This is a genomic window from Bacillus sp. FSL R5-0431 (assembly GCF_038002985.1).
GTDB lineage: Bacteria > Bacillota > Bacilli > Bacillales > Bacillaceae > Bacillus.
In genome coordinates, this window is the sequence record NZ_JBBOOG010000001.1 from 332,832 (window position 1) to 351,648 (window position 18,817).

Annotated in this window: 17 protein-coding genes; 11 read left to right on the top strand and 6 right to left on the bottom strand. The window is 42.7% G+C overall.

The window, feature by feature from the left end; translation table 11 throughout:
• Window positions 1-36 precede the first annotated feature (36 nt).
• The 5 genes from MKZ03_RS01820 to MKZ03_RS01840 all read left to right on the top strand — a co-directional run bounded on the left by MKZ03_RS01820 (window position 37) and on the right by MKZ03_RS01840 (window position 6,259).
• Window positions 37-840 (top strand): nucleotidyltransferase domain-containing protein, encoded by an 804-nt coding sequence (locus MKZ03_RS01820; RefSeq protein WP_341030733.1) that lies wholly within the window; start codon window positions 37-39, stop codon window positions 838-840.
• A 160-nt stretch (window positions 841-1,000) separates the two neighbouring features.
• Window positions 1,001-1,918, top strand: a complete 918-nt coding sequence (locus MKZ03_RS01825) for a proline dehydrogenase (protein WP_341030734.1) — start codon at window positions 1,001-1,003, stop codon at window positions 1,916-1,918.
• A gap of 23 nt (window positions 1,919-1,941) precedes the next feature.
• On the top strand, window positions 1,942-3,489 hold the full coding sequence (pruA, locus tag MKZ03_RS01830; RefSeq protein ID WP_307499014.1) for an L-glutamate gamma-semialdehyde dehydrogenase: 1,548 nt from the start codon (window positions 1,942-1,944) through the stop codon (window positions 3,487-3,489).
• 125 nt (window positions 3,490-3,614) lie between these two features.
• Window positions 3,615-4,847, top strand: coding sequence for a PucR family transcriptional regulator (locus MKZ03_RS01835; RefSeq protein ID WP_034664173.1), 1,233 nt, complete (start codon window positions 3,615-3,617; stop codon window positions 4,845-4,847).
• Window positions 4,848-4,960: 113 nt separating this feature from the next.
• Window positions 4,961-6,259: an arsenic transporter gene (locus MKZ03_RS01840; protein WP_334750763.1), complete on the top strand. Its 1,299-nt coding sequence runs from the start codon at window positions 4,961-4,963 to the stop codon at window positions 6,257-6,259.
• Between the two features lie 46 nt (window positions 6,260-6,305).
• On the opposite strand, the gene MKZ03_RS01845 is transcribed toward MKZ03_RS01840, so the two are convergent.
• Complete coding sequence (locus MKZ03_RS01845) at window positions 6,306-6,983, bottom strand: amino acid ABC transporter permease (protein WP_307499018.1); 678 nt, start codon at window positions 6,981-6,983, stop codon at window positions 6,306-6,308.
• A 12-nt stretch (window positions 6,984-6,995) separates the two neighbouring features.
• The gene (locus MKZ03_RS01850) at window positions 6,996-7,868 is read right to left on the bottom strand and encodes a transporter substrate-binding domain-containing protein (RefSeq protein ID WP_060595505.1); all 873 of its coding nucleotides are present in this window, start codon (window positions 7,866-7,868) and stop codon (window positions 6,996-6,998) included.
• Window positions 7,869-8,049: 181 nt separating this feature from the next.
• Here MKZ03_RS01850 and MKZ03_RS01855 point away from each other — a divergent pair, with 181 nt between their 5' ends.
• Window positions 8,050-8,379, top strand: a complete 330-nt coding sequence (locus tag MKZ03_RS01855) for a YckD family protein (protein ID WP_307500646.1) — start codon at window positions 8,050-8,052, stop codon at window positions 8,377-8,379.
• Window positions 8,380-8,430: 51 nt separating this feature from the next.
• Here MKZ03_RS01855 and MKZ03_RS01860 read toward each other — a convergent pair whose 3' ends face one another.
• Window positions 8,431-9,195, bottom strand: coding sequence for an MBL fold metallo-hydrolase (locus MKZ03_RS01860; protein ID WP_340974395.1), 765 nt, complete (start codon window positions 9,193-9,195; stop codon window positions 8,431-8,433).
• A gap of 115 nt (window positions 9,196-9,310) precedes the next feature.
• On the opposite strand from MKZ03_RS01860, the gene MKZ03_RS01865 reads away from it, so the two are divergent.
• Together MKZ03_RS01865 and MKZ03_RS01870 are read left to right on the top strand one after the other, a co-directional pair.
• Window positions 9,311-9,727: an Lrp/AsnC family transcriptional regulator gene (locus MKZ03_RS01865; protein WP_034664465.1), complete on the top strand. Its 417-nt coding sequence runs from the start codon at window positions 9,311-9,313 to the stop codon at window positions 9,725-9,727.
• Between the two features lie 28 nt (window positions 9,728-9,755).
• Window positions 9,756-10,562 (top strand): aminoglycoside N(3)-acetyltransferase, encoded by an 807-nt coding sequence (locus MKZ03_RS01870; protein ID WP_307499020.1) that lies wholly within the window; start codon window positions 9,756-9,758, stop codon window positions 10,560-10,562.
• Window position 10,563: 1 nt separating this feature from the next.
• On the opposite strand, the gene MKZ03_RS01875 is transcribed toward MKZ03_RS01870, so the two are convergent.
• The 3 genes from MKZ03_RS01875 to MKZ03_RS01885 form a co-directional block, all read right to left on the bottom strand.
• Complete coding sequence (locus tag MKZ03_RS01875; protein ID WP_340974396.1) at window positions 10,564-10,950, bottom strand: competence protein ComJ; 387 nt, start codon at window positions 10,948-10,950, stop codon at window positions 10,564-10,566.
• Between the two features lie 120 nt (window positions 10,951-11,070).
• The gene (locus MKZ03_RS01880) at window positions 11,071-12,768 is read right to left on the bottom strand and encodes a methyl-accepting chemotaxis protein (protein ID WP_341030735.1); all 1,698 of its coding nucleotides are present in this window, start codon (window positions 12,766-12,768) and stop codon (window positions 11,071-11,073) included.
• A 126-nt stretch (window positions 12,769-12,894) separates the two neighbouring features.
• Window positions 12,895-13,323 (bottom strand): NucA/NucB deoxyribonuclease domain-containing protein, encoded by a 429-nt coding sequence (locus MKZ03_RS01885; RefSeq protein WP_034664156.1) that lies wholly within the window; start codon window positions 13,321-13,323, stop codon window positions 12,895-12,897.
• A 367-nt stretch (window positions 13,324-13,690) separates the two neighbouring features.
• On the opposite strand from MKZ03_RS01885, the gene MKZ03_RS01890 reads away from it, so the two are divergent.
• From MKZ03_RS01890 to MKZ03_RS01900, 3 genes are read left to right on the top strand one after another with little or no spacing between them, the layout of a single operon-like run.
• Entirely contained in the window at window positions 13,691-15,760 is a 2,070-nt protein-coding gene (locus tag MKZ03_RS01890; RefSeq protein WP_341030737.1) for a hydantoinase/oxoprolinase family protein, read from the top strand.
• Window positions 15,750-17,735: a hydantoinase B/oxoprolinase family protein gene (locus tag MKZ03_RS01895; RefSeq protein ID WP_341030739.1), complete on the top strand. Its 1,986-nt coding sequence runs from the start codon at window positions 15,750-15,752 to the stop codon at window positions 17,733-17,735. Before MKZ03_RS01890 ends, MKZ03_RS01895 begins: the two co-directional genes overlap by 11 nt.
• Window positions 17,732-18,817, top strand: coding sequence for an ABC transporter substrate-binding protein (locus MKZ03_RS01900; protein WP_034664150.1), 1,086 nt, complete (start codon window positions 17,732-17,734; stop codon window positions 18,815-18,817). Before MKZ03_RS01895 ends, MKZ03_RS01900 begins: the two co-directional genes overlap by 4 nt.

The following is an 18,817-nucleotide window of genomic DNA, read 5'->3' on the forward strand; positions in this document are numbered from 1 at the left end:
TGTCTTATTCGTATTTTCCCAAAACGTGAAGAAGTCATGCAGAATTCTATAGAAAGAGTTGATGGACGCTTGAGAGAGAGAATCAAGGAAGAGCTGAAAATCATCGAAGAAACGTATGACGTAAAGATTTGCCTCGCCGTCGAATCAGGCAGCAGGGCATGGGGATTTCCCTCGACTGATAGTGATTATGATGTTCGTTTTTTATATGTTCCCCGGAAAGAATGGTATTGGGCGATGGAAGAGCATCGTGATGTCATTGAACGGCCGATTGATGACGTGCTTGATATCAGCGGCTGGGAGCTTAGAAAGGCACTTCGCTTATTCAATAAATCAAATCCATCCATCATGGAATGGCTATCTTCTGACATCATCTATGCTGAATCTTTCTCTTTGGCAAAGCAGCTAAGAGCATTAAAGGATCGAGCGTTTTATCCTGCAGCATTGATGTATCATTACCTCAATATGGCGAAGCGGAATGAAAGCCGGCATTTACGAGGGGAGCAGGTGCGAATCAAGAAGTATTTCTATGTGCTTCGTCCGCTATTTGCCTGTCAGTGGATTGAACGCTACCGGACGGTTCCGCCGATGGACTTTCATGAACTGCTCGAGGAGCTAGTGGAGGAAGGCCCGCTTTTAACAGAAATTCACGAGCTGCTCAAACGTAAAATGGACGGAGAGGAAATGGATGTAGAGAACCGTCTCGTCTATGTCCATCCATTCATCGACAAAGAGCTGGTGCGTTTTGATGAATTGGTGAAAAGCTACAATCAGCCGAAAGACAATCTCACGCAAGAATTAAATGAGCTGCTGCAGTCTACCCTTGATGAGGTGTGGGCGTAGGAGGGAAGAGCCAGCCGGATAGCGGCAGGCTCTTTTTTAGCTCTTATTGTGATAAAACCACAAAAAAAGTCAGAATTTTTGTCATCTTCAAATATTGTAGCGGACAGCTTATGAGCCTTACAATAAAGACATAGCTTACAAAGAGTGGGAGGTGCCCTTTATGGAGTCGGTCACAAGAAATTTCTTCTTGTTTTTGTCAAAGAGCAGTCTCTTGAACCATATTGCTCGTAATTGGGGAAGTGCTGTTGCATCTAAGAAAATCATCGGTGGGAAGGATTTTGAGAGCGCTATCTCTGTCATCAAACGATTAAATGATCAAGGAATGGCTGTAACAGTTGATCACCTTGGTGAATTTGTCACAAAGGCAGAGATTGCAAATGAGCGGGCGAATGAGTGTATTCAAACCATTCAGCGGATTGCTGAGGCGGGACTCAATTCCCACGTGTCACTCAAAATGACATCACTTGGCCTGGATATTGACGATGACCTTGTGTATCGCAATATGAAAAGCATTTTAGATACGGCAGAGAAACACCGTATCATGGTGACAATCGATATGGAGGATGAACAGCGCTGTCAAAAAACGCTGGACATTTTTAAAGAGATGAAATCTCAATATGAGTATGTCAGTACGGTCCTGCAGGCGTATTTGTACAGAACAGAAAAGGATCTTGATGACCTAAATGAGCTTCAGCCATTTTTAAGACTTGTAAAGGGTGCCTATAAGGAATCCGCTGAAGTGGCGTATCCAAACAAAAAAGACGTCGATCAGAATTATCAAAAGCTGATCGAAAAGCAATTACTCACAGGGAACTATACAGCCATTGCGACACATGACGATCAAATGATCGAGTTTACGAAGAATATTGTGAAAAAACACAATATACCGACAAGTCAGTTCGAATTTCAAATGCTGTATGGCATGAGGTCAGAAACGCAGCAGGCACTTGTGAAAGAGGGCTATCAAATGAGGGTCTATACCCCGTATGGACGAGAGTGGTATGGCTACTACATGAGACGTCTTGCAGAACGGCCGGCAAACATTGCCTTTGCTTTAAAAGGGATGACGAGAAAATAATTTGAAACGGGAGCGTGACAAAGATGACAACACCTTACAAACATGAACCATTCACGGATTTTAGCCAGGAAGAAAACCGCAAAGCGTTTGAACAAGCATTAGCAAAGGTAACAGAATCACTTGGTCAAACCTATCCGCTCGTGATTAATGGAGAAAGAATCGAAACGAAAGACCAGATTATCTCGATCAATCCAGCGAAAAAGGATGAAGTCGTTGGAACCGTATCAAAGGCCGGGAAAGAAGAGGCAGAGCAAGCGGTTCAGGCTGCGGCGAAAGCATTTGAAACTTGGCGCTATACGTCTCCAGAAGAAAGAGCCAGCGTCATATTCCGTGCTGCGGCAAGCATTCGCCGTAAAAAGCATGAGTATTCAGCCCTTCTTGTCAAAGAAGCAGGTAAGCCTTGGAATGAAGCGGACGCAGATACAGCAGAAGCAATCGACTTCCTTGAATACTATGCCCGTCAAATGCTGGAGCTGGCGAAAGGCAAACCAGTGAACAGCCGCGAAGGGGAACGCAATCAATATGTTTACACACCAACTGGCGTGACGCTCGTCATTCCGCCGTGGAACTTCTTGTTTGCCATTATGGCAGGAACAACAGTAGCGCCAATCGTCACTGGGAATACAGTTGTCTTAAAACCAGCGAGTGCAACTCCTGTGATTGCGGCACGTTTTGTGGAAGAGCTTGAGCAAGCAGGTCTTCCAAAGGGTGTGGTGAACTTTGTACCAGGAAGCGGAGCAGAGGTCGGAGATTACTTAGTAGATCATCCGAAAACAAGCCTGATTACATTCACTGGCTCAAGAGAAGTAGGGACACGTATCTTTGAACGCGCGGCAAAAGTACAGCCAGGTCAGCAGCATTTAAAGCGCGTCATTGCTGAAATGGGCGGTAAAGATACAGTGGTTGTAGATGAGGATGCAGACGTCGAATTAGCGGCTAATGCCATTTTCACATCAGCCTTCGGTTTTTCAGGTCAGAAATGTTCGGCTGGATCTCGGGCTGTCGTCCACGAGAAGCTGTATGACCAAGTGGTCCAGCGAGTGAAGGAAATCACAGAAACAAAAACAACAGCGAATCCTCTTTCTGCGGATGTCTACATGGGACCTGTCATTGATCAAGCGTCCTTTGACAAGATCACGGATTATATCGAGGTGGGCAAGGAGGAAGGCCGCTTAGTGACTGGTGGAACGAGTGATGATTCGGAAGGATACTTCATTCACCCAACCATTTTTGCAGATCTTGAGCCAACATCTCGCTTGATGCAAGAAGAAATCTTCGGACCAGTCTTGGCCTTCTCGAAAGTGTCTAGCTTTGATGAGGCACTTGAAGTAGCCAACAACACGGAATATGGTTTGACAGGTGCTGTCATTACCAATAATCGTGATCACATCAACCGTGCGAAGCAGGAGTTCCATGTAGGGAATCTCTACTTTAACCGTAACTGCACAGGAGCCATCGTGGGATACCACCCATTTGGCGGATTCAAAATGTCAGGAACCGATTCAAAAGCAGGCGGTCCAGATTACCTAGCTCTACACATGCAGGCGAAAACGATTAGTGAAATGTTTTAAGATGGAAAAGCATGAACCTGTGCACACGGGTTCATGCTTTTTTTGCTTGTCTACGACTTGTTTCTATACAAATCTGACTGGAAAGAAGTATGATAAATGTATCACTTAATCAGGGAGCAATCGGGATGGAAGAGATATTAGAAAAGCTTCATACATTTTTTGATGTCGATAAGTTAATTGCATTTATTAGCGGGTATTTAAAAAAACCAGTCATTTTAGAAAGCACAGAGTGCCAGCTCCTTGCTTATAATTCTTACAGCATTCAGCAGTTTGACCCAGTCAACCAGCAAACGATTTTCTCAAAGGAATGTCCGGGGTCTGTAGTCGATTGGTTAAAGAAAACAGGGGTCATCGAGCGGCTTCACACGGATTCAAAGCCTTTTTATGTGAGCGGTCATGACGAGCTCGGGTTTAATCGGCGGGTGGCTGTGAGCGCCAAGCATAAACAAGAAGTTGTGGGCTTTATTTGGGTGCAGGACATTGAGGATTCCCTCTCTCAGGAGGAGCTGCAATTTTTGCACGAAGCTTCCTTTCAAGTGGGAAAAGTGATTTATAAGAATAAGAAACAGCTGGAGAAAAAGGAAGGCAAGATTGAAGAATTTTTCAAAAAGGTCATGGATGATCATTTTTATACAGAAGAAGAACTGAAGTGGGAGGCTGAGAATTTAAGCATCCCGCTGCCGGCAGTATTTACTGTCATGGTCGTACATGCTGCCGATAACAAAAGTGAGACGGCAGAAGACGTGAAGGATGTCATTCGAACGTATTTGCAGCTAGAAGATAAGGTGAATCACGTATACTCCGTTCAAGCCGACATTGTCGTGATATTGGGCAGCTTGTCAGACCGGCACTCACCGAAAGCAACTGCTGCCGACGTCATCGCTCATCTGCAATCGAAAACGCATGCCCATCCTTCGCCGCTGTATATCGGGATGGGAAGAGAGTATCGAGATGTCATGAAAATGAGTACAAGTCGATTTGAAGCGATAGAGGTCGTGAAGGCTGTGAAAATTGTGGGGGGACAAGAGCTGATTCCATATGATTACGAGAATCTGGGGGTTTTCCGATTCTTAGACTCGATTTACAGCCATCAAAAAAAGAAAAATGATTTCAATCCAGATTTGTTACGTTTGAAGGAAAAAGACCGTGACAGCCAAACTTCTTTTTTAAAAACGCTTGAAGTCTACTTATTGAATAACTGCAAGCTAAAGCCAGCCGCAGAGCAGTTGTTTATTCATCAAAATACATTAAACTATCGAATGAAACAAATCTTTGATATGACCTCAATTGATTTAAGTCACTTCAGTCAGCGATGTGAGTTATTTATTGAATTGATGCTGATGAAAAAAGATCAATAGTCATCGAATCCGCAGGTGCCCGGGATCACCTGCGGGTTTTCATGTGAAAATGGCATACAACTGCTGCGTTTCGTTGTATGATAGGTAAGGATTTTATGAAAGGGGGGCCACCTTTGGGAGCAGTCACCTTGGCCATTTTGATTTTTATCCTGACCCTCGTCCTTGTCATTTGGCAGCCAGGACGTTTAACCATTGGATGGTCAGCATGTGGAGGCGCCATTCTTGCACTTGTCTTTGGTGTCGTTCATCTGGGCGATGTGTGGGAAGTGACGCATATAGTATGGAACGCGACATTTGCGTTTATTGGCATCATTATTATTTCGTTAATTTTAGATGAAATTGGGTTTTTCGAATGGGCTGCACTGCATATGGCAAAAGCCGCAAGAGGGAACGGTGTCCGCATGTTTATTTATTTAACATTGCTCGGCGCTGTCGTGGCTGCTTTTTTTGCGAACGATGGAGCGGCACTGATTTTGACCCCGATCGTCTTGTCTGTGGTGAGAGCGTTAAAGCTGGATGAGCGGATGATCCTGCCTTTTGTGATGGCGAGCGGCTTTATTGCAGATACAACCTCCTTGCCATTTGTGATTAGTAACTTGGTTAATATCGTATCAGCCGACTATTTTCATATTGGATTTCTAGAATATACAGCAAACATGTTCGTGCCAAACCTTGTGTCGCTTGGAGCGAGCATGCTAGTGCTTTATGTGTTTTACCGGAAGCTCATCCCAAAAACATACGATCTGTCACAAGCGAAAGAGCCGGCATCAGCTATTCGAGATATCCGCATGTTCCGGTTGTCTTGGTATGTGCTCGGCTGTCTGCTTGTCGGTTATTTTGCAGGGGAACTCATTGGGGTTCCGGTCTCCATCATTGTGGGCGGTATTGCCCTTGTCTTCTTGTGGCTGGCGAGAAGAAGTCCGCAAGTGGCGACAAAACGCGTCATAAAAGAAGCACCGTGGTCCATAGTCTTTTTCTCAATTGGCATGTATGTCGTCGTATATGGACTGAAGAATGTCGGTCTCACAGAAATATTGGCGGCATGGATCGAACAAGGCGCATCGCATGGCTTGCTTGCGGGAACGATGTTTATGGGCGTGCTTGCTGCAGTGCTGTCCTCTGTCATGAACAATCTGCCCACTGTGTTAATCGATGCGATTGCGATCGGTCATACAGATACAGCAGGCGTCATGAGAGACGGACTGATTTATGCCAATGTCATCGGCTCCAACCTTGGTCCGAAAATGACCCCTATCGGCTCATTGGCGACATTGCTGTGGCTTCATGTTCTCAAGAAAAAGGGCGTCCATATTTCTTGGGGTGCATACATGAAAGCCGGAATCATCCTGACCATCCCAACCTTGATCCTTACTTTACTAGGGTTATATGTGTGGTTATGGCTGATACATTAAAGCTAAATACAAAGGAGAGCAGATCCATGAGATCTGCTCTCTTTTATTACAGATATTTCGCATAGCGCTTTTCTAAAAAGTCTTGAAGCAATGAGACTACGCTGCAAATGCCCCAGTAAATGAGTGCGACCAAAATATACATGGTCATATAATCGAATTCGCGTCCACCTACAATTTTTGCTTGCTGGAAGAGCTCGGGTACAGTAATCATCGCAGCCAGTGAGGAGGCTTTGATTAAATCGAGCATGACATTGGTCAATGGCGGAAGTGCGATGCGGACAGATTGAGGTAAAATGACACCGCGCATCGTTTGCCAATAGCTGAGGCCTAGTGACTTGGCAGCTTCCACCTGTCCACTCGGAACAGAGGAGAGGGCCGCCCGATTGATTTCTGCAATATAGGCAGCGCTATTGAAGCTGAACCCAATAATGGCAGCGGTGACCGCTGTAAACTCAATCCCGATATAAGGGAATCCAAAATAAAGAATAAACAAAATCACCAGAATGGGCACGCCTCGCATGAATGAGATATACAACCGTGCAGGAAGGCGAAGCATCCACGAGTTCGCCATTCTGGCAAGCGCAATAAAAAAGCCAAGAATTGTACCAAAAAACATGCTCACAAAGGAAATGAGCAGCGTCAGCCAGATGCCTTTCATGACAAATGGAAATGACGACTTTGCCAGTGCAGGATTAAATATATATTCTAAATGAATATCTCCCACGATTGCGGCTCCTTATTTAGAAATGTCGACATCTTCGACATCAGCATCTATTTTCTTTGAGACGTCTGCATGATGAAAGAATTTTTCGGAAATCTTTTTCATGGTTCCGTCTTTTTTCATGTCTTTTAAGACACGATTTAATTCTTTTTGAAGCTCTGTGTTGTCTTTCTTCATCACAAAACCTTGTTCGTTTGGCATGTATTTTAAGTCAGGGTGAATCGTAATATTTAATTTCGGGAATGCAGCAAGAGCTAGTGTCTGCAAGTAATAATCATTTAGAATGACATCTGTACGACCATTAGCGACATCCTTTAAGTATTGCTCGTTTGTCGCATTATCATAAATGACTTCCTTCGCACCGTACTTGCGAGCGACATCCATGTAAATCGTTGTGGCAGCTCCAGCTGCTTTCTTTCCTTTTAAATCTTTTAACGTCTTAATGCCAGACAAATCATCTTTTCGTACGATCGCCGTGCCATAGGAATATTTATAAGGAGTTGAAAAGGCAAACTTATCTTTTCTGTCATCTGTGATGTCAATGTCGTTTGCAGCGGCATCCACTTGACCAGAATTAATGGCGCTCAGCATGCCATCATAGCCCATTTCTTTAAATTCTACTTTCACATCAAGGCGTTTAAACGCTTCTTTGACCACTTCCACTTCATAACCAGTCAATTGATCCTTGCCATTAGATGTATCATGATATGACGTTGGATAAAGGGTGCCTGAAGTAGCAACCACGATTTTCCCTTTCTTTTGAATCTCATCCCACTTTGAATCTCCAGACTGAGAAGAGCTTGATTGACTGCAAGCAGACATGACAAGTATGAAAGCAGACACAACAAGCATCAACCATATCGATTTTCTATGATAAAAACGACTCATTTAAGAATCCTCCTCTATTTTTTATACAAAACAAAACATAGCACGCTTTTTCTGTTAGGACAACGTTTTCAGAAGAAAAGCGAAAAAGTAAGAATATTATGTGCAATTTGCTTGGTGAAATAATGTATAAAAAAGGAAGGTGCGTACAAAATAATTGCGAATAAAGGAGGGAATAACAATGATGAAAAAAGTAAGTGGCTTTATCATATTATGGATGATGCTGTTGCCTGGTTTTTATATGGAAACAGCTCATGGTGAAACACCCCAAATGGAAAAGCGTCCAGTAACGCATCAAGTAAAATTAACGACAGAACAACAAAAACAAATTGAAATGCTTGAGCAGCAAATTCTTTCTAAACGAAAAGAAGTGATTGAGAAATACGTTCAATATGGTGTGTTAACAAAGGAACAAGGTACACATATTACCAAACGAATGGATGAACATTACAATCATTTGGAAAATAACGGATTCGTTCCATTGCTGAAAAAACCACAGCACCATCGACCATAATGATTGAAACCGGCAGCGAGGTGCCGGTTTTTTTATTGTTTATGAATCTATTCAGAAGGTGAGGCTTTCACCATCTTTAGGGACAAAAATGGCTTGTTCTGCTTGATGCTCCTGAATGTAAGCTTGTAAAGAAGCTCTTGTTAGCAAGCAATGGTTCACTGCCTCAAGGTGACAAGCGACAATTTGTGCTTTTGGCTGAGAACGGTGAACGTCTAAAATGTCTTCCTTTGTCATGGTAATCGGATCGCCTTCTAAAAATTGAGCAGCTCCGCTATTAACCACAATGACATCTGGCTTGCATGTATTGACAACCTCCTTCGGCTCATCACACCAAATGGTATCACCTGCAATGTAAAGGGTAGGTTCATCAGGGTGAGAGAAAACAAAACCGCTGACCTGTCCCATCCGCTTCGCTGTTTCTCCTGTCCCATGCTGTCCACCTGTCCGCTTAATATGAACACCGCAAATATCTATTTCGTCTTCAATGCATGTGACATGCTGGAAACCGGCTTCTTCAACTTCTTTTTTGTCATTCTCCGATTGCGTATAAATGGGCTGGTCTTGAGCTAATTTCTGTTTTGCCTCGTCATCAAAGTGATCCACGTGCAAATGAGTGAGTAAGACAGCATCTGGGTGAAGCATGTTGTCTAAATCAATGTTTACAGGCAGATCAACAATGGGATTGTTCAAATGTTGATTGGCTGTATGAGGAAACGGTGGATATGTTCCTTTTGCTGCTAAAAAGGGATCAATGAAGAAAGTTGCCTGACCATATTGAAGGTATAAAGTAGCATTCCGAATGAGCGTGATTTTCATGAAAAGGCCTCCTTTTTTTCTGATTAAGTTTACAGTATATTAAAAGAGTTCCATATGACAGAGGGTAATGAAAGTCTTTCAGCAGAAGGACTTGATTTTTGAAAGAGGTGAGCCAATGTTAGACCAAACCGATATGGATATATTAAAAGAGCTCTCTAAAAACAGTCGATTGACCATGAAAGCACTAGGTGAAAAAGTTCATTTAACCGGTCAAGCTGTTGCAAATCGTGTGTTAAAGCTTGAAGAAGAGGGTGTGATTGAAGCATATACCATTTCGATTGACTGGCGGACTCAAAAGACCATCCAAACATTTATGCAGCTCTATACCCGCAGTCATCATCACGAACCACTTCTGTCGTTTCTCGACCAACAGGAAGAGATCAAGAACTTATTTAAAATAAGTGGTGAGGGCTGTTATATGGCTGAAGGCCATTTTTCCAGTCATGATGAACTGGATCTGTTTTTAACGGAGCTGACTAATTACGCAAATTATAAACTGTCTATTGCGGTTAAACGTCTCATTCATCAGTAATAGAAGAGACGCAGGAGGAAAAGGAACGATGAAAAAATTAATCAAAAATCAAGCTGAACCGATGACAAAGGAAAGAATCAAAGCAGACTTGGTTCAACTTGGTGTGAAAAAAGGCATGATTTTATGTGTTCACTCATCTTTATCATCTATCGGCTGGGTAAACGGAGGCGCTGTTGCCCTCATACAAGCATTGATGGAAACCTTATCAGAAGAGGGGACACTGATCATGCCGGCACAAACGTTAGAGCTTTCTGATCCCGCTGATTGGATCGATCCGCCTGTTCCTTTTTCGTGGTGGAAATCGATCAAAGAGACGATGCCTGCATTTGATCCAGCATACACGACACCAACAGCAATGGGAAAGGTAGCGGAAACGTTTTGGAAATATCCAGGCGTGGCGAGAAGCAATCATCCTCATTTTTCATTCACAGCCTGGGGCAAAAGGAAACATGAGCTTCTGAAACACCACGCACTTTCTTTTGGATTAGGAGAACATTCGCCTCTAGCCCGCATGTATGATCTTCAGGCTCAGGTGCTGCTGATTGGTACGTCATTTGAGAGCCTGACAGCTTTCCATCTCGCTGAATATCGCATCCCTCAGCAAGACCTCATGACAAGAGGAGCTCCCATCTTAGAAAATGGTTGGAGGGTATGGAAAGAGTACCAAGATATTATCACAAGAGAAGAACTATTTGAGCAGATCGGTCGTGATTTTCTGCAATCAGGAGGCACTCATGATCACGGTCAAATCGGACTTGCCAGTTCATATTTATTGCCGGTGAGAGAATCAGTAGACTTTGCGGAAAAGTGGCTTGATTTGTACGATCAGTCGTGATCTACACAGTTTGGAAATTTATAAGATAAAGGTCTTGATCAGGCTGCTGTGAGGTATAGCAGGTGAGCTGATAGTCTCCCTTTGGAATAGGGAAAGACAGCACCTGAGCCATGACGCTTGTGATATAAACTTGATCGCTTGCATGCGTAAAAGGCACTGTAACTGTTCTGTCAGCCGAGGCTGGGGGCATATCGCTATTTAAAGTTACAGTAATAGATGCTTTTCCGTTGTTGACCCCTTCAAAGGACACACCCTGATCTCCCATGGCGAATCCTTGAAGAATGTCATCATCTGACCAATCAATCACAGGTGGTGTTTTGCTTCCGGTGTATACGGTGATTTGGTGATAAGAGATAGATAGGGAATAGGCTTGGTTTAACTTATTCATTTAAAAAACTCCTTTATACATAGATTTTCGTTGGAATGTGAATGGTTGAAAGAATGATTCTTGAAGAGAATGTTAGGCAGCAAGACGATTGTCGCCGTCTTGCGCTTCTATTTGAGGAATCTAGATGTGAAATTGCGAAACCATTGCTTTTAAATCTCCTGCTAAATGGGCAAGAGCTTCTGATGATGCTGTTACTTCTTCCATTGCGGCAAATTGTTCTTCTGTTAAACCGGCTACTTGCTGTGAATGTTCACTCGTTAGTTTAACGCCTTCTGTGATAGTGGCAAAGGATTGTTTCGCATCGTTTGTATAAGCTGCGATTTTTTGTGATGCACTAGATAAATGCTTGATGCCATCTGCCATTTCTCTCATTGACTGTTGAATATCAATAAATGATTCTTCTGTATGAGAAATAAGTACAGTCCCTTGAGCCGCTTCCTCTTTTACTCGTTTGATGGCATTCGTCGAATGAGTCATCTCTTTTTGGATTTCAGAAATGAGATGGGAAATCATATTTGATGATGCTTGAGATTCTTCAGCGAGCTTTCTCACTTCGTCTGCGACAACCGCAAAACCTTTTCCATGCTCGCCTGCTCGTGCTGCTTCAATTGCTGCGTTAAGAGCAAGCAGGTTTGTCTGATTAGCGATGTCTGTAATAACATTGGAAATATGATCAATTTCAGCTGAACGTGTTTCTAATGCTTGAATGGCTGTCCCATTTTCCTCTATTGATCTTGCAATAGATGTCATTTGTGAGTTTACTTCCCCAATATTCTGTACACCTTTTAGGGCCATTTCTTGTGCAAATTGACTTCTTGAAGCCATTTGTTCCGCATTTTCCGTGATGTTTGCCAGCTCGTTAGATACTTGAATCATCGTGTGCTCACTTGTTGTCATTTGAGCTGATTGTTCTTCTGATGATTGAGCTACTTCTTGAATACTGTGGGTGATTTTTTCTGATGCTGCACTTGTTTCTTCTGCGCTAGCTGAAAGCTGCTCAGATGAGGTGGCCACTAATTCAGATGTGTTCATGACATTAAGAATGGTTTGATTTAATTTTTCCCGCATCTTATTGAAATGACCAGCCAGGTCAGACAGTTCATCGCCTGCCGTATCCGACACATTGATGGTTAAATTTCCTTCGCCGGCACTTTTAATGGCAGAAGCTATGCACTTGAGGCGTGACTGAAACCGCTTTGTGAAAATAGAAATAATGATAACTGCAACAATTAAACTTAACAACAGAACAATGACAAATTGAATATAGAATGACTGAAGCATTTGTGAAATCACGCTTTGATTGGCGCCCGTATAAAAAATACCAATCGTTTTGCCTGCTTCATTTTTGATCGGCATATAAGCCGTTTGATAGTCTTTCCCGGCAACATTTGCTGTGCCGTAATAGTTTTCTCCTTTATCTAATACAGTGGCCTTCACTTCAGGTGAGACTTCTGTACCGACAGCTCGTTTTCCGTTTAACATGACATTCGTTGCGACACGGGTATTCCCTTGGAAAATTGTGATGGTATCATCGGTATATTCAGCTAATTGGTCAACCAATGTATCATGATCATTGATTTGGGTATCCCCTTTATAAAGCTTGCCATCTTTTATCTGCCACGAGCCTGCCACTTTTTCATCTAGGTAGGCATAGCCTAGCTTTAAATCACCTTTTGCTTTTTCAGTGGCCATGTGCTTGATGTTTTCTGTCATTTCGCGATTCACCACATAACCAACAACTGCTGAAAAGATGATGAGGACACTTAAAAAGATCAGCAAAATTTTGGCACCAAGCCTCAGTTTTCCCTTTTTTTTCATGCTTTTTGACTCCTTTAGGTATAAGGTAGGTTAAACCTCCTTAAGGATTATCGGCATGAAAAAAATGTTTGAAATACCTTTATGCAGTTACGAGAAAATTTTTTTAGATAGAAAAGGGAAATGGCGTTAATCGATGATAAATTGTATTCTTGTGCCGTCAGGATCATCGGATAATTGATGACCGACCCATGAGCCTGCTCCCCTATTATCTGAAGGACTGATATATTTGACAGAAGCTCCTGTTCCTCCTTCCTTACACATCGCCATCGGCCATTCGTCCCGATCATACCCGCGCTTTGTTGGGATGCCATGAAGTGATTGGTCTCTCTGTTCATCGCTATGTTTACGGTCAATCGTACATACGGATGAATGGCCTTCATCAATTGCCTCTTCTATGTGCTTCGCGGTTTCTGGGTAACGATCTGATGGGAAGTGAATGGTTTTGTCATAAGATGAATTCGTCGTCTCTTGTTTACTTTGCTCCAGTTGAATATAGCCTGTTGCTACACCAACGACGATTAGTAAAAGCAAGAGAATGATTTTAAGAAGTTTCATAGATGCTAGCTCTCTTTCTTGTTTGCGTATTTTGTAAACAGAAGTATAGCAGAATTACTTACCAATTTCTCCTGGTTTTGAAAAAACGCCTTTTAAAGTTCGAAAAACGGTTTTTATCCGTTTTCTTGCTTTTCATATTTGTAAAATTTCATAAAAATTTTAATTTTGCTGGTCAAAAAAAGATTATGCTTTATCAAAATGGCTTTATCACTGCTTTTTGGGCTAATTTCAAGAATTTAACACACAGAAATTTTAAAAAAATAAAATTGACTAGACCGATATGCTTTAATAATATGGAGTCAAATATCAAAAAATGTCGTAATTTATCAAAATATGATTCTATTTACATTGCAGGAGGGGAGTACAAATGGCGGATGTCTCTTATCGGCTTGGTATAGACATAGGAGGAACATTTACTGATTTATCGCTGATGAATGAAGCAACAGGGGCGTTGACTGAACTCAAAACACCCACAGTGACTGACGACCCAGCCCAGGGAATTATCAATGGGCTAAAACTTCTAAAAGACAGAGGTGTTGATTTATCTAAAATCCAATATCTCGTACATGGAATGACAATCGGTCTTAATACATTATTGCAGCGGAAAGGAGCAGATTTAGCCCTTTTTGTGACGGAAGGCTTTCAAGACATATTATCACTACAACGTTTACGATTACCCATTCCTTATGACTTCAATTCTCGTTTGCCGGAACCATTGATACCACGAAAGCATGTATACCCAATCTCTGAAAGGTTGATACACGATGGTACGATCAAAAAACCTCTCCATCTGCAGCAATTAGATCATGCTGTCCAGCAGGTCATGTCTAAAAGGCTAGCAGGTATTGTCATTTCTTTTTTACATAGTTATCAAAATCCAGTTCATGAATTACAGGCAAAAGCCTATATCAAACACCATTATCCGCAATTAGAAGTCCTTACTTCATCTGAATTATGGCCTCAAATGAGAGAATACGAGCGTACTGTGATGTCTGTTGTCAATTTGTACATTCAACCAAAGGTAAAACAGTATTTACAAACATTGAAAAGCCGTTTGAAAGAAGAAGGTGTACCAATTTCTCCATACATTACACAATCAAATGGTGGTTTAATGGATGCAGAAAGTGCAGCAACTTCACCTGTTAAAACACTTTTTTCTGGTCCAGCAGCTGGTGTCATTGGTGCGGCAAGAATCGCAGCCTCTGCAAACGAATCCAACCTGATCACTTTTGATGTAGGGGGGACGAGTGCAGATATCTCCATTATTCAAAAGGGGCAGCCTACAATGGCTCAGTCTAATCAGCTTTCAGGTTTTCCTATCATTCTTCCATCTGTTGCGATGTATTCAATAGGGGCAGGCGGAGGTTCTGTCGCGTGGATTGATCAGGGCGGGCTTCTCAAAGCAGGACCAGAATCAGTTGGCTCACAGCCGGGACCAGCTTCGTATGGTAAGGGGAAGAAAGCTGCCTTAACTGATGCGTTCCTCATATGCGGTTATCTCAATCAAGAGCGTTTTGCCGGAGGACATTTACACCTACAGCTGTCCGCGGCGGAAAAGGCCTTTCAGCCAATTGCTGACCAGCTCAACAAAACGGTAGAAGAAGCGGCTGACCAGCTGATCCAAGTAGCTGTCGCCAATATGTACACAGAATTAAGCAATGTCATGGAGCAGCAAGGATTTGACCCAAGAGATTTTAGTTTACTAGCATTTGGCGGAGCAGGACCGGTTGTGGCGAATTTCCTTGCTCGAGAAATCCATGCGAAAAAAGTGGTCGTTCCTCCAAGTCCAGGAACATTATGTGCATTAGGTGCTCTGACCGCTGATTTTATTCATGATGCGGTGCTGTCGAAGAAAATATGCTTACAAGACTACTCGATAGATCAACTAAAACAAGATTTTGAGATGCTTTCGCGAAAAGCGACTGATTGGTTCAGTCGGCAGAACATTCAGCATATTAAACAGACATCCATTCTATTATTGGCAGATGCACGTTATCAAGGACAAGCCTTTGAGATTGAATTACCATTATCAGCTGAATGGCTGAAGCAAGAACAAGATATCCACCAACTCATTGAAGCCTTTCACAAACTGCATCAGCGTCAATATGGTCATAGAGATGATCAGGCGAACATCGAGTTTACTCATTTACGAGTTCGAGTCATAGGCGAGACGCCGCCGCTGCCTTTCACACCTGTTCATGAAAGCAGCGGACAATCTTTGAAGCCATATGAATACAGGCGAATCTTTATAGAAGAAAAAGACCATGAAGCAGCTATTTATTACAGAGATACTTTGTCAGTAGGTTCTGTCATCAATGGACCTGCCATTATTGAGCAGGATGATACGACAACATTGATTCTGCCAAATTGGACAGGCAGCATTGATCAATCAGGGAACTTGGTGATTTCAAGGGAGGCGGCTTTACATGAGAACTGATCCAGCAAAGCTTGAGATGATGCGCAGTTATTTTAATGCAATTGCGTCTGGCATGGGACATGTCATTGAACGGACGTCTTTTACGACTTTCGTCAAAGAATCAGCTGACTTTGCGACAGCGTTAGCCACGCCTTCTGGAGATTTCTTTGTTTATCCGAAGACAGTGGGTGTAACGATCTTTTTAGGGCTGAGTCTTAAAAAAGCGATTGAAGAGAGCGGGGCGATGCAGCCGGGAGATATTATCATCACAAATGACCCTTATACGACAGATGGTTTAGCGACTCACCTGCCGGATGTCCATATCATTAAGCCAATTTTCGTAGATGGTGAAATTGTCAGCTATGCTTGGTCTTTTGTTCATGTGAGTGATGTGGGCGGACTTGTGCCTTCGAGTATTTCACCGACAGCAACAGATGTCCATCAAGAAGGATTAAGAATCCCGCCAGTGAAAATTTCTGAAGGCGGGAAAGAGAATCATGTCGTTCGGACCTTATTAAGAGCCAACAGCCGAGCCAGTCATTTAAATGATGGGGATATCAATGCGATGATTGCTGCAGTAAATACAGCAGAAATTCGGTTAAAAGAAATGATTGGCAAATTTGGAAAAAATGAAGTGAAACAAGGAATGATGGACCTGCTGAAGCAAGCTGAGATTCGTGCAGGAAAGGTCATTGAAGCCATTCCGAATGGAACGAGTGAATTCGCTGATTATTTAGATGATGATATGATCTCGGATGTGCCGATCCGTTTGAAAATCAAGTTAACGGTGAAAGGAAAGCGGCTGATTCTTGATTTTTCTGAGTGTGACCCTCAAGTGAAAACAGCTTTTAACCTTGTCACCAATGGTCAGAAGCATTCCTTCCTATATCAAGGGTTGATTAATTACATTATTAGTAAAGATCCCTTTATACCGATTAATGGCGGAATAACATATCCGATTGAAGTGATTTCACCTAAAGGGACGCTGGTGCATCCAGAATACCCGGCCTCTGTTGGTATTCGGCATTCGATTACGATGAGGCTGTATAATGTCGTGCTAGGCGCCATTGGTAAGCTGTTACCTGAAGCAGTGCCGGCAGCAGGTGCAGGTCAATCTGCTATTGTTGTTCTCTCTGTTCCTGATGATCAAACAGGTGGCAGGAAAATGTCTGTTGTCGAACCATTAGGCGGAGGCGGCGGTGCTCAAAATGGAACTGATGGAGTAGATGGCATTGATCATTCATCTGGCTTTTTGAAAAATACACCCATTGAGAGTTTAGAACAGCATATTGATATTCATGTTCACCGATATGAGCTTTTGCCGAACACAGGCGGGGCAGGAGAAAACAGAGGTGGACATGCGATTGGTTTGGAATTTGAAATGATCAAGCCTGAATCTATGGTGACCGCACGAGGAATGGAACGAATGAAGTTTCAGCCTTGGGGGTTAATGGGCGGCCGAGCAGGAGCTGTTGGTGAGGTCAAGCTGATCACAGCAAAAGGTGAAAAACAAGACCAGCCAAAAATAGATGTTCTGCGTCTTGAAAAAGGCGATATTGTGCAATTAATATCACCAAGTGGAGGCGGCTGGGGAAATCCATTTGCTAGAAAGAAAGAAAAAGTCCTTCAGGAAGTGGAAGCAGGTCTATTAAGTGAAGAAAGAGCGCTGCAGCAATATGGCGTTAAAGTGTATCTAGACCAAAATGAATGGAAGATTGATGAAAAGCAAACGAATAAGCTTCGTGAAAAGGTTGATCATCCTGCTGATATCATGTGGGATTTCGGAGAACACAGAGAAGCTTATGAGAAAGTATGGACGGATGAAGCCAGCAGCGAGCTTGCCGTGCAGCTGCGTTCTTACCCAGCTAATGAACGTACGCATTATAAACATGCAGTTCATCAACATTTCAGTCATAGAAATGAGCCGTTAACAAAGAAAGATATTATTCAAGCACTTCGTCATATGGATGGACAAAAAGGGGGAAATCAATCATGAAAAGAAGATTAATCACTATTTTTGCAGGTGTACTATCAATGATTCTACTGCTGACAGCTTGCGGTGGAAATGGACAGGATCAAGGTAAACAGCAGCAGACTGTGATCGTTGGCGTATACGGAGGCGATTGGGAAAAGAATATCAAACCAATCCTCGAAAAGTTTGAAAAAGATACGGGAATTAAAGTCCAAACCGTCTCTGGAGCGGATTCTGAATGGTTTACGAAATTAAAAGCGTCCAATGGAAAAAATCCACCGTATGACCTGCTTATTTTACAGCCTGATACGATTCAAAGAGGTATTGCAGCAAACGTTCTTGCGCCCATTGACGAAGAGCAAGCACCGAATGTCAAAAAACTTTACCGTTCTGTCCAAAAGAAGCTCACTATTGATGGGAAACAATATGCAGCAGGCTTTAGCATGGGGCAGCTAGGAATTGCTTATCGAAAAGATCTTGTGAAGCAGGAACCAAACAGCTGGACAGACCTATGGAGCAGTCAGCTAAAAGGGAAGGTGGCGATATCATCTCCGACTTATTCAGCCGGTTTGCAATTTTTCTCTGCGCTTGTCCATGCTCAAGGGGGGACAGAATCAAATCCTAAGGATATTGATAAAGCCTTTAAAAGCCTTTCACAATTAAAAGGACATGTAGCTGCTTTTCCAGATAATCCAGGGTCTATTCAAACCTTGTTAGAACGTGGTGACGTGGCAGCAGTTCCATATTGGGATGGACGAGTATTTGCACTTGAAGAAGAAGGAATGGATATTGGTTTCTCATATCCGAAAGAAGGCGCTGTTGCAGCTGTTGCGAGCTGGGCTTTAACGAAAGGAAGTCAGCATGAAGAAGCGGCTTACAAACTATTAAACTATTTAAGTGGAAAAGAAGCTCAGGAGGCTTTCTCGGAAAAATCTTATTATGGCATGTCGAATTCTGATGTGAAATACGGTGACAAGATTAAGGGGAAGGTCAAGGTTGGAGAGAATTATTATAGCAAGCTGACTTGGGTAGATTACGAAACAGCAACTTCAGAGCTTGGCAATTGGACAAATCGATGGAACGAAGTATTAGGCGGAGGAAAATAG

Excerpts from the sequence above, each read along its gene's own strand:
- MKZ03_RS01885 (WP_034664156.1), bottom strand. The coding sequence starts at position 13,323 with ATGAAACTTCTTAAAATCATTCTCTTGCTTTTACTAATCGTCGTTGGT.
- MKZ03_RS01870 (WP_307499020.1), top strand. The coding sequence starts at position 9,756 with ATGAAAAAATTAATCAAAAATCAAGCTGAACCGATGACAAAGGAAAGA.
- MKZ03_RS01835 (WP_034664173.1), top strand. The coding sequence starts at position 3,615 with ATGGAAGAGATATTAGAAAAGCTTCATACATTTTTTGATGTCGATAAG.
- MKZ03_RS01890 (WP_341030737.1), top strand. The coding sequence starts at position 13,691 with ATGGCGGATGTCTCTTATCGGCTTGGTATAGACATAGGAGGAACATTT.
- MKZ03_RS01880 (WP_341030735.1), bottom strand. The coding sequence starts at position 12,768 with ATGAAAAAAAAGGGAAAACTGAGGCTTGGTGCCAAAATTTTGCTGATC.
- MKZ03_RS01825 (WP_341030734.1), top strand. The coding sequence starts at position 1,001 with ATGGAGTCGGTCACAAGAAATTTCTTCTTGTTTTTGTCAAAGAGCAGT.
- MKZ03_RS01820 (WP_341030733.1), top strand. The coding sequence starts at position 37 with ATGCAGAATTCTATAGAAAGAGTTGATGGACGCTTGAGAGAGAGAATC.
- pruA (WP_307499014.1), top strand. The coding sequence starts at position 1,942 with ATGACAACACCTTACAAACATGAACCATTCACGGATTTTAGCCAGGAA.
- MKZ03_RS01875 (WP_340974396.1), bottom strand. The coding sequence starts at position 10,950 with ATGAATAAGTTAAACCAAGCCTATTCCCTATCTATCTCTTATCACCAA.
- MKZ03_RS01850 (WP_060595505.1), bottom strand. The coding sequence starts at position 7,868 with ATGAGTCGTTTTTATCATAGAAAATCGATATGGTTGATGCTTGTTGTG.
- MKZ03_RS01860 (WP_340974395.1), bottom strand. The coding sequence starts at position 9,195 with ATGAAAATCACGCTCATTCGGAATGCTACTTTATACCTTCAATATGGT.
- MKZ03_RS01865 (WP_034664465.1), top strand. The coding sequence starts at position 9,311 with ATGTTAGACCAAACCGATATGGATATATTAAAAGAGCTCTCTAAAAAC.
- MKZ03_RS01855 (WP_307500646.1), top strand. The coding sequence starts at position 8,050 with ATGAAAAAAGTAAGTGGCTTTATCATATTATGGATGATGCTGTTGCCT.
- MKZ03_RS01900 (WP_034664150.1), top strand. The coding sequence starts at position 17,732 with ATGAAAAGAAGATTAATCACTATTTTTGCAGGTGTACTATCAATGATT.
- MKZ03_RS01895 (WP_341030739.1), top strand. The coding sequence starts at position 15,750 with ATGAGAACTGATCCAGCAAAGCTTGAGATGATGCGCAGTTATTTTAAT.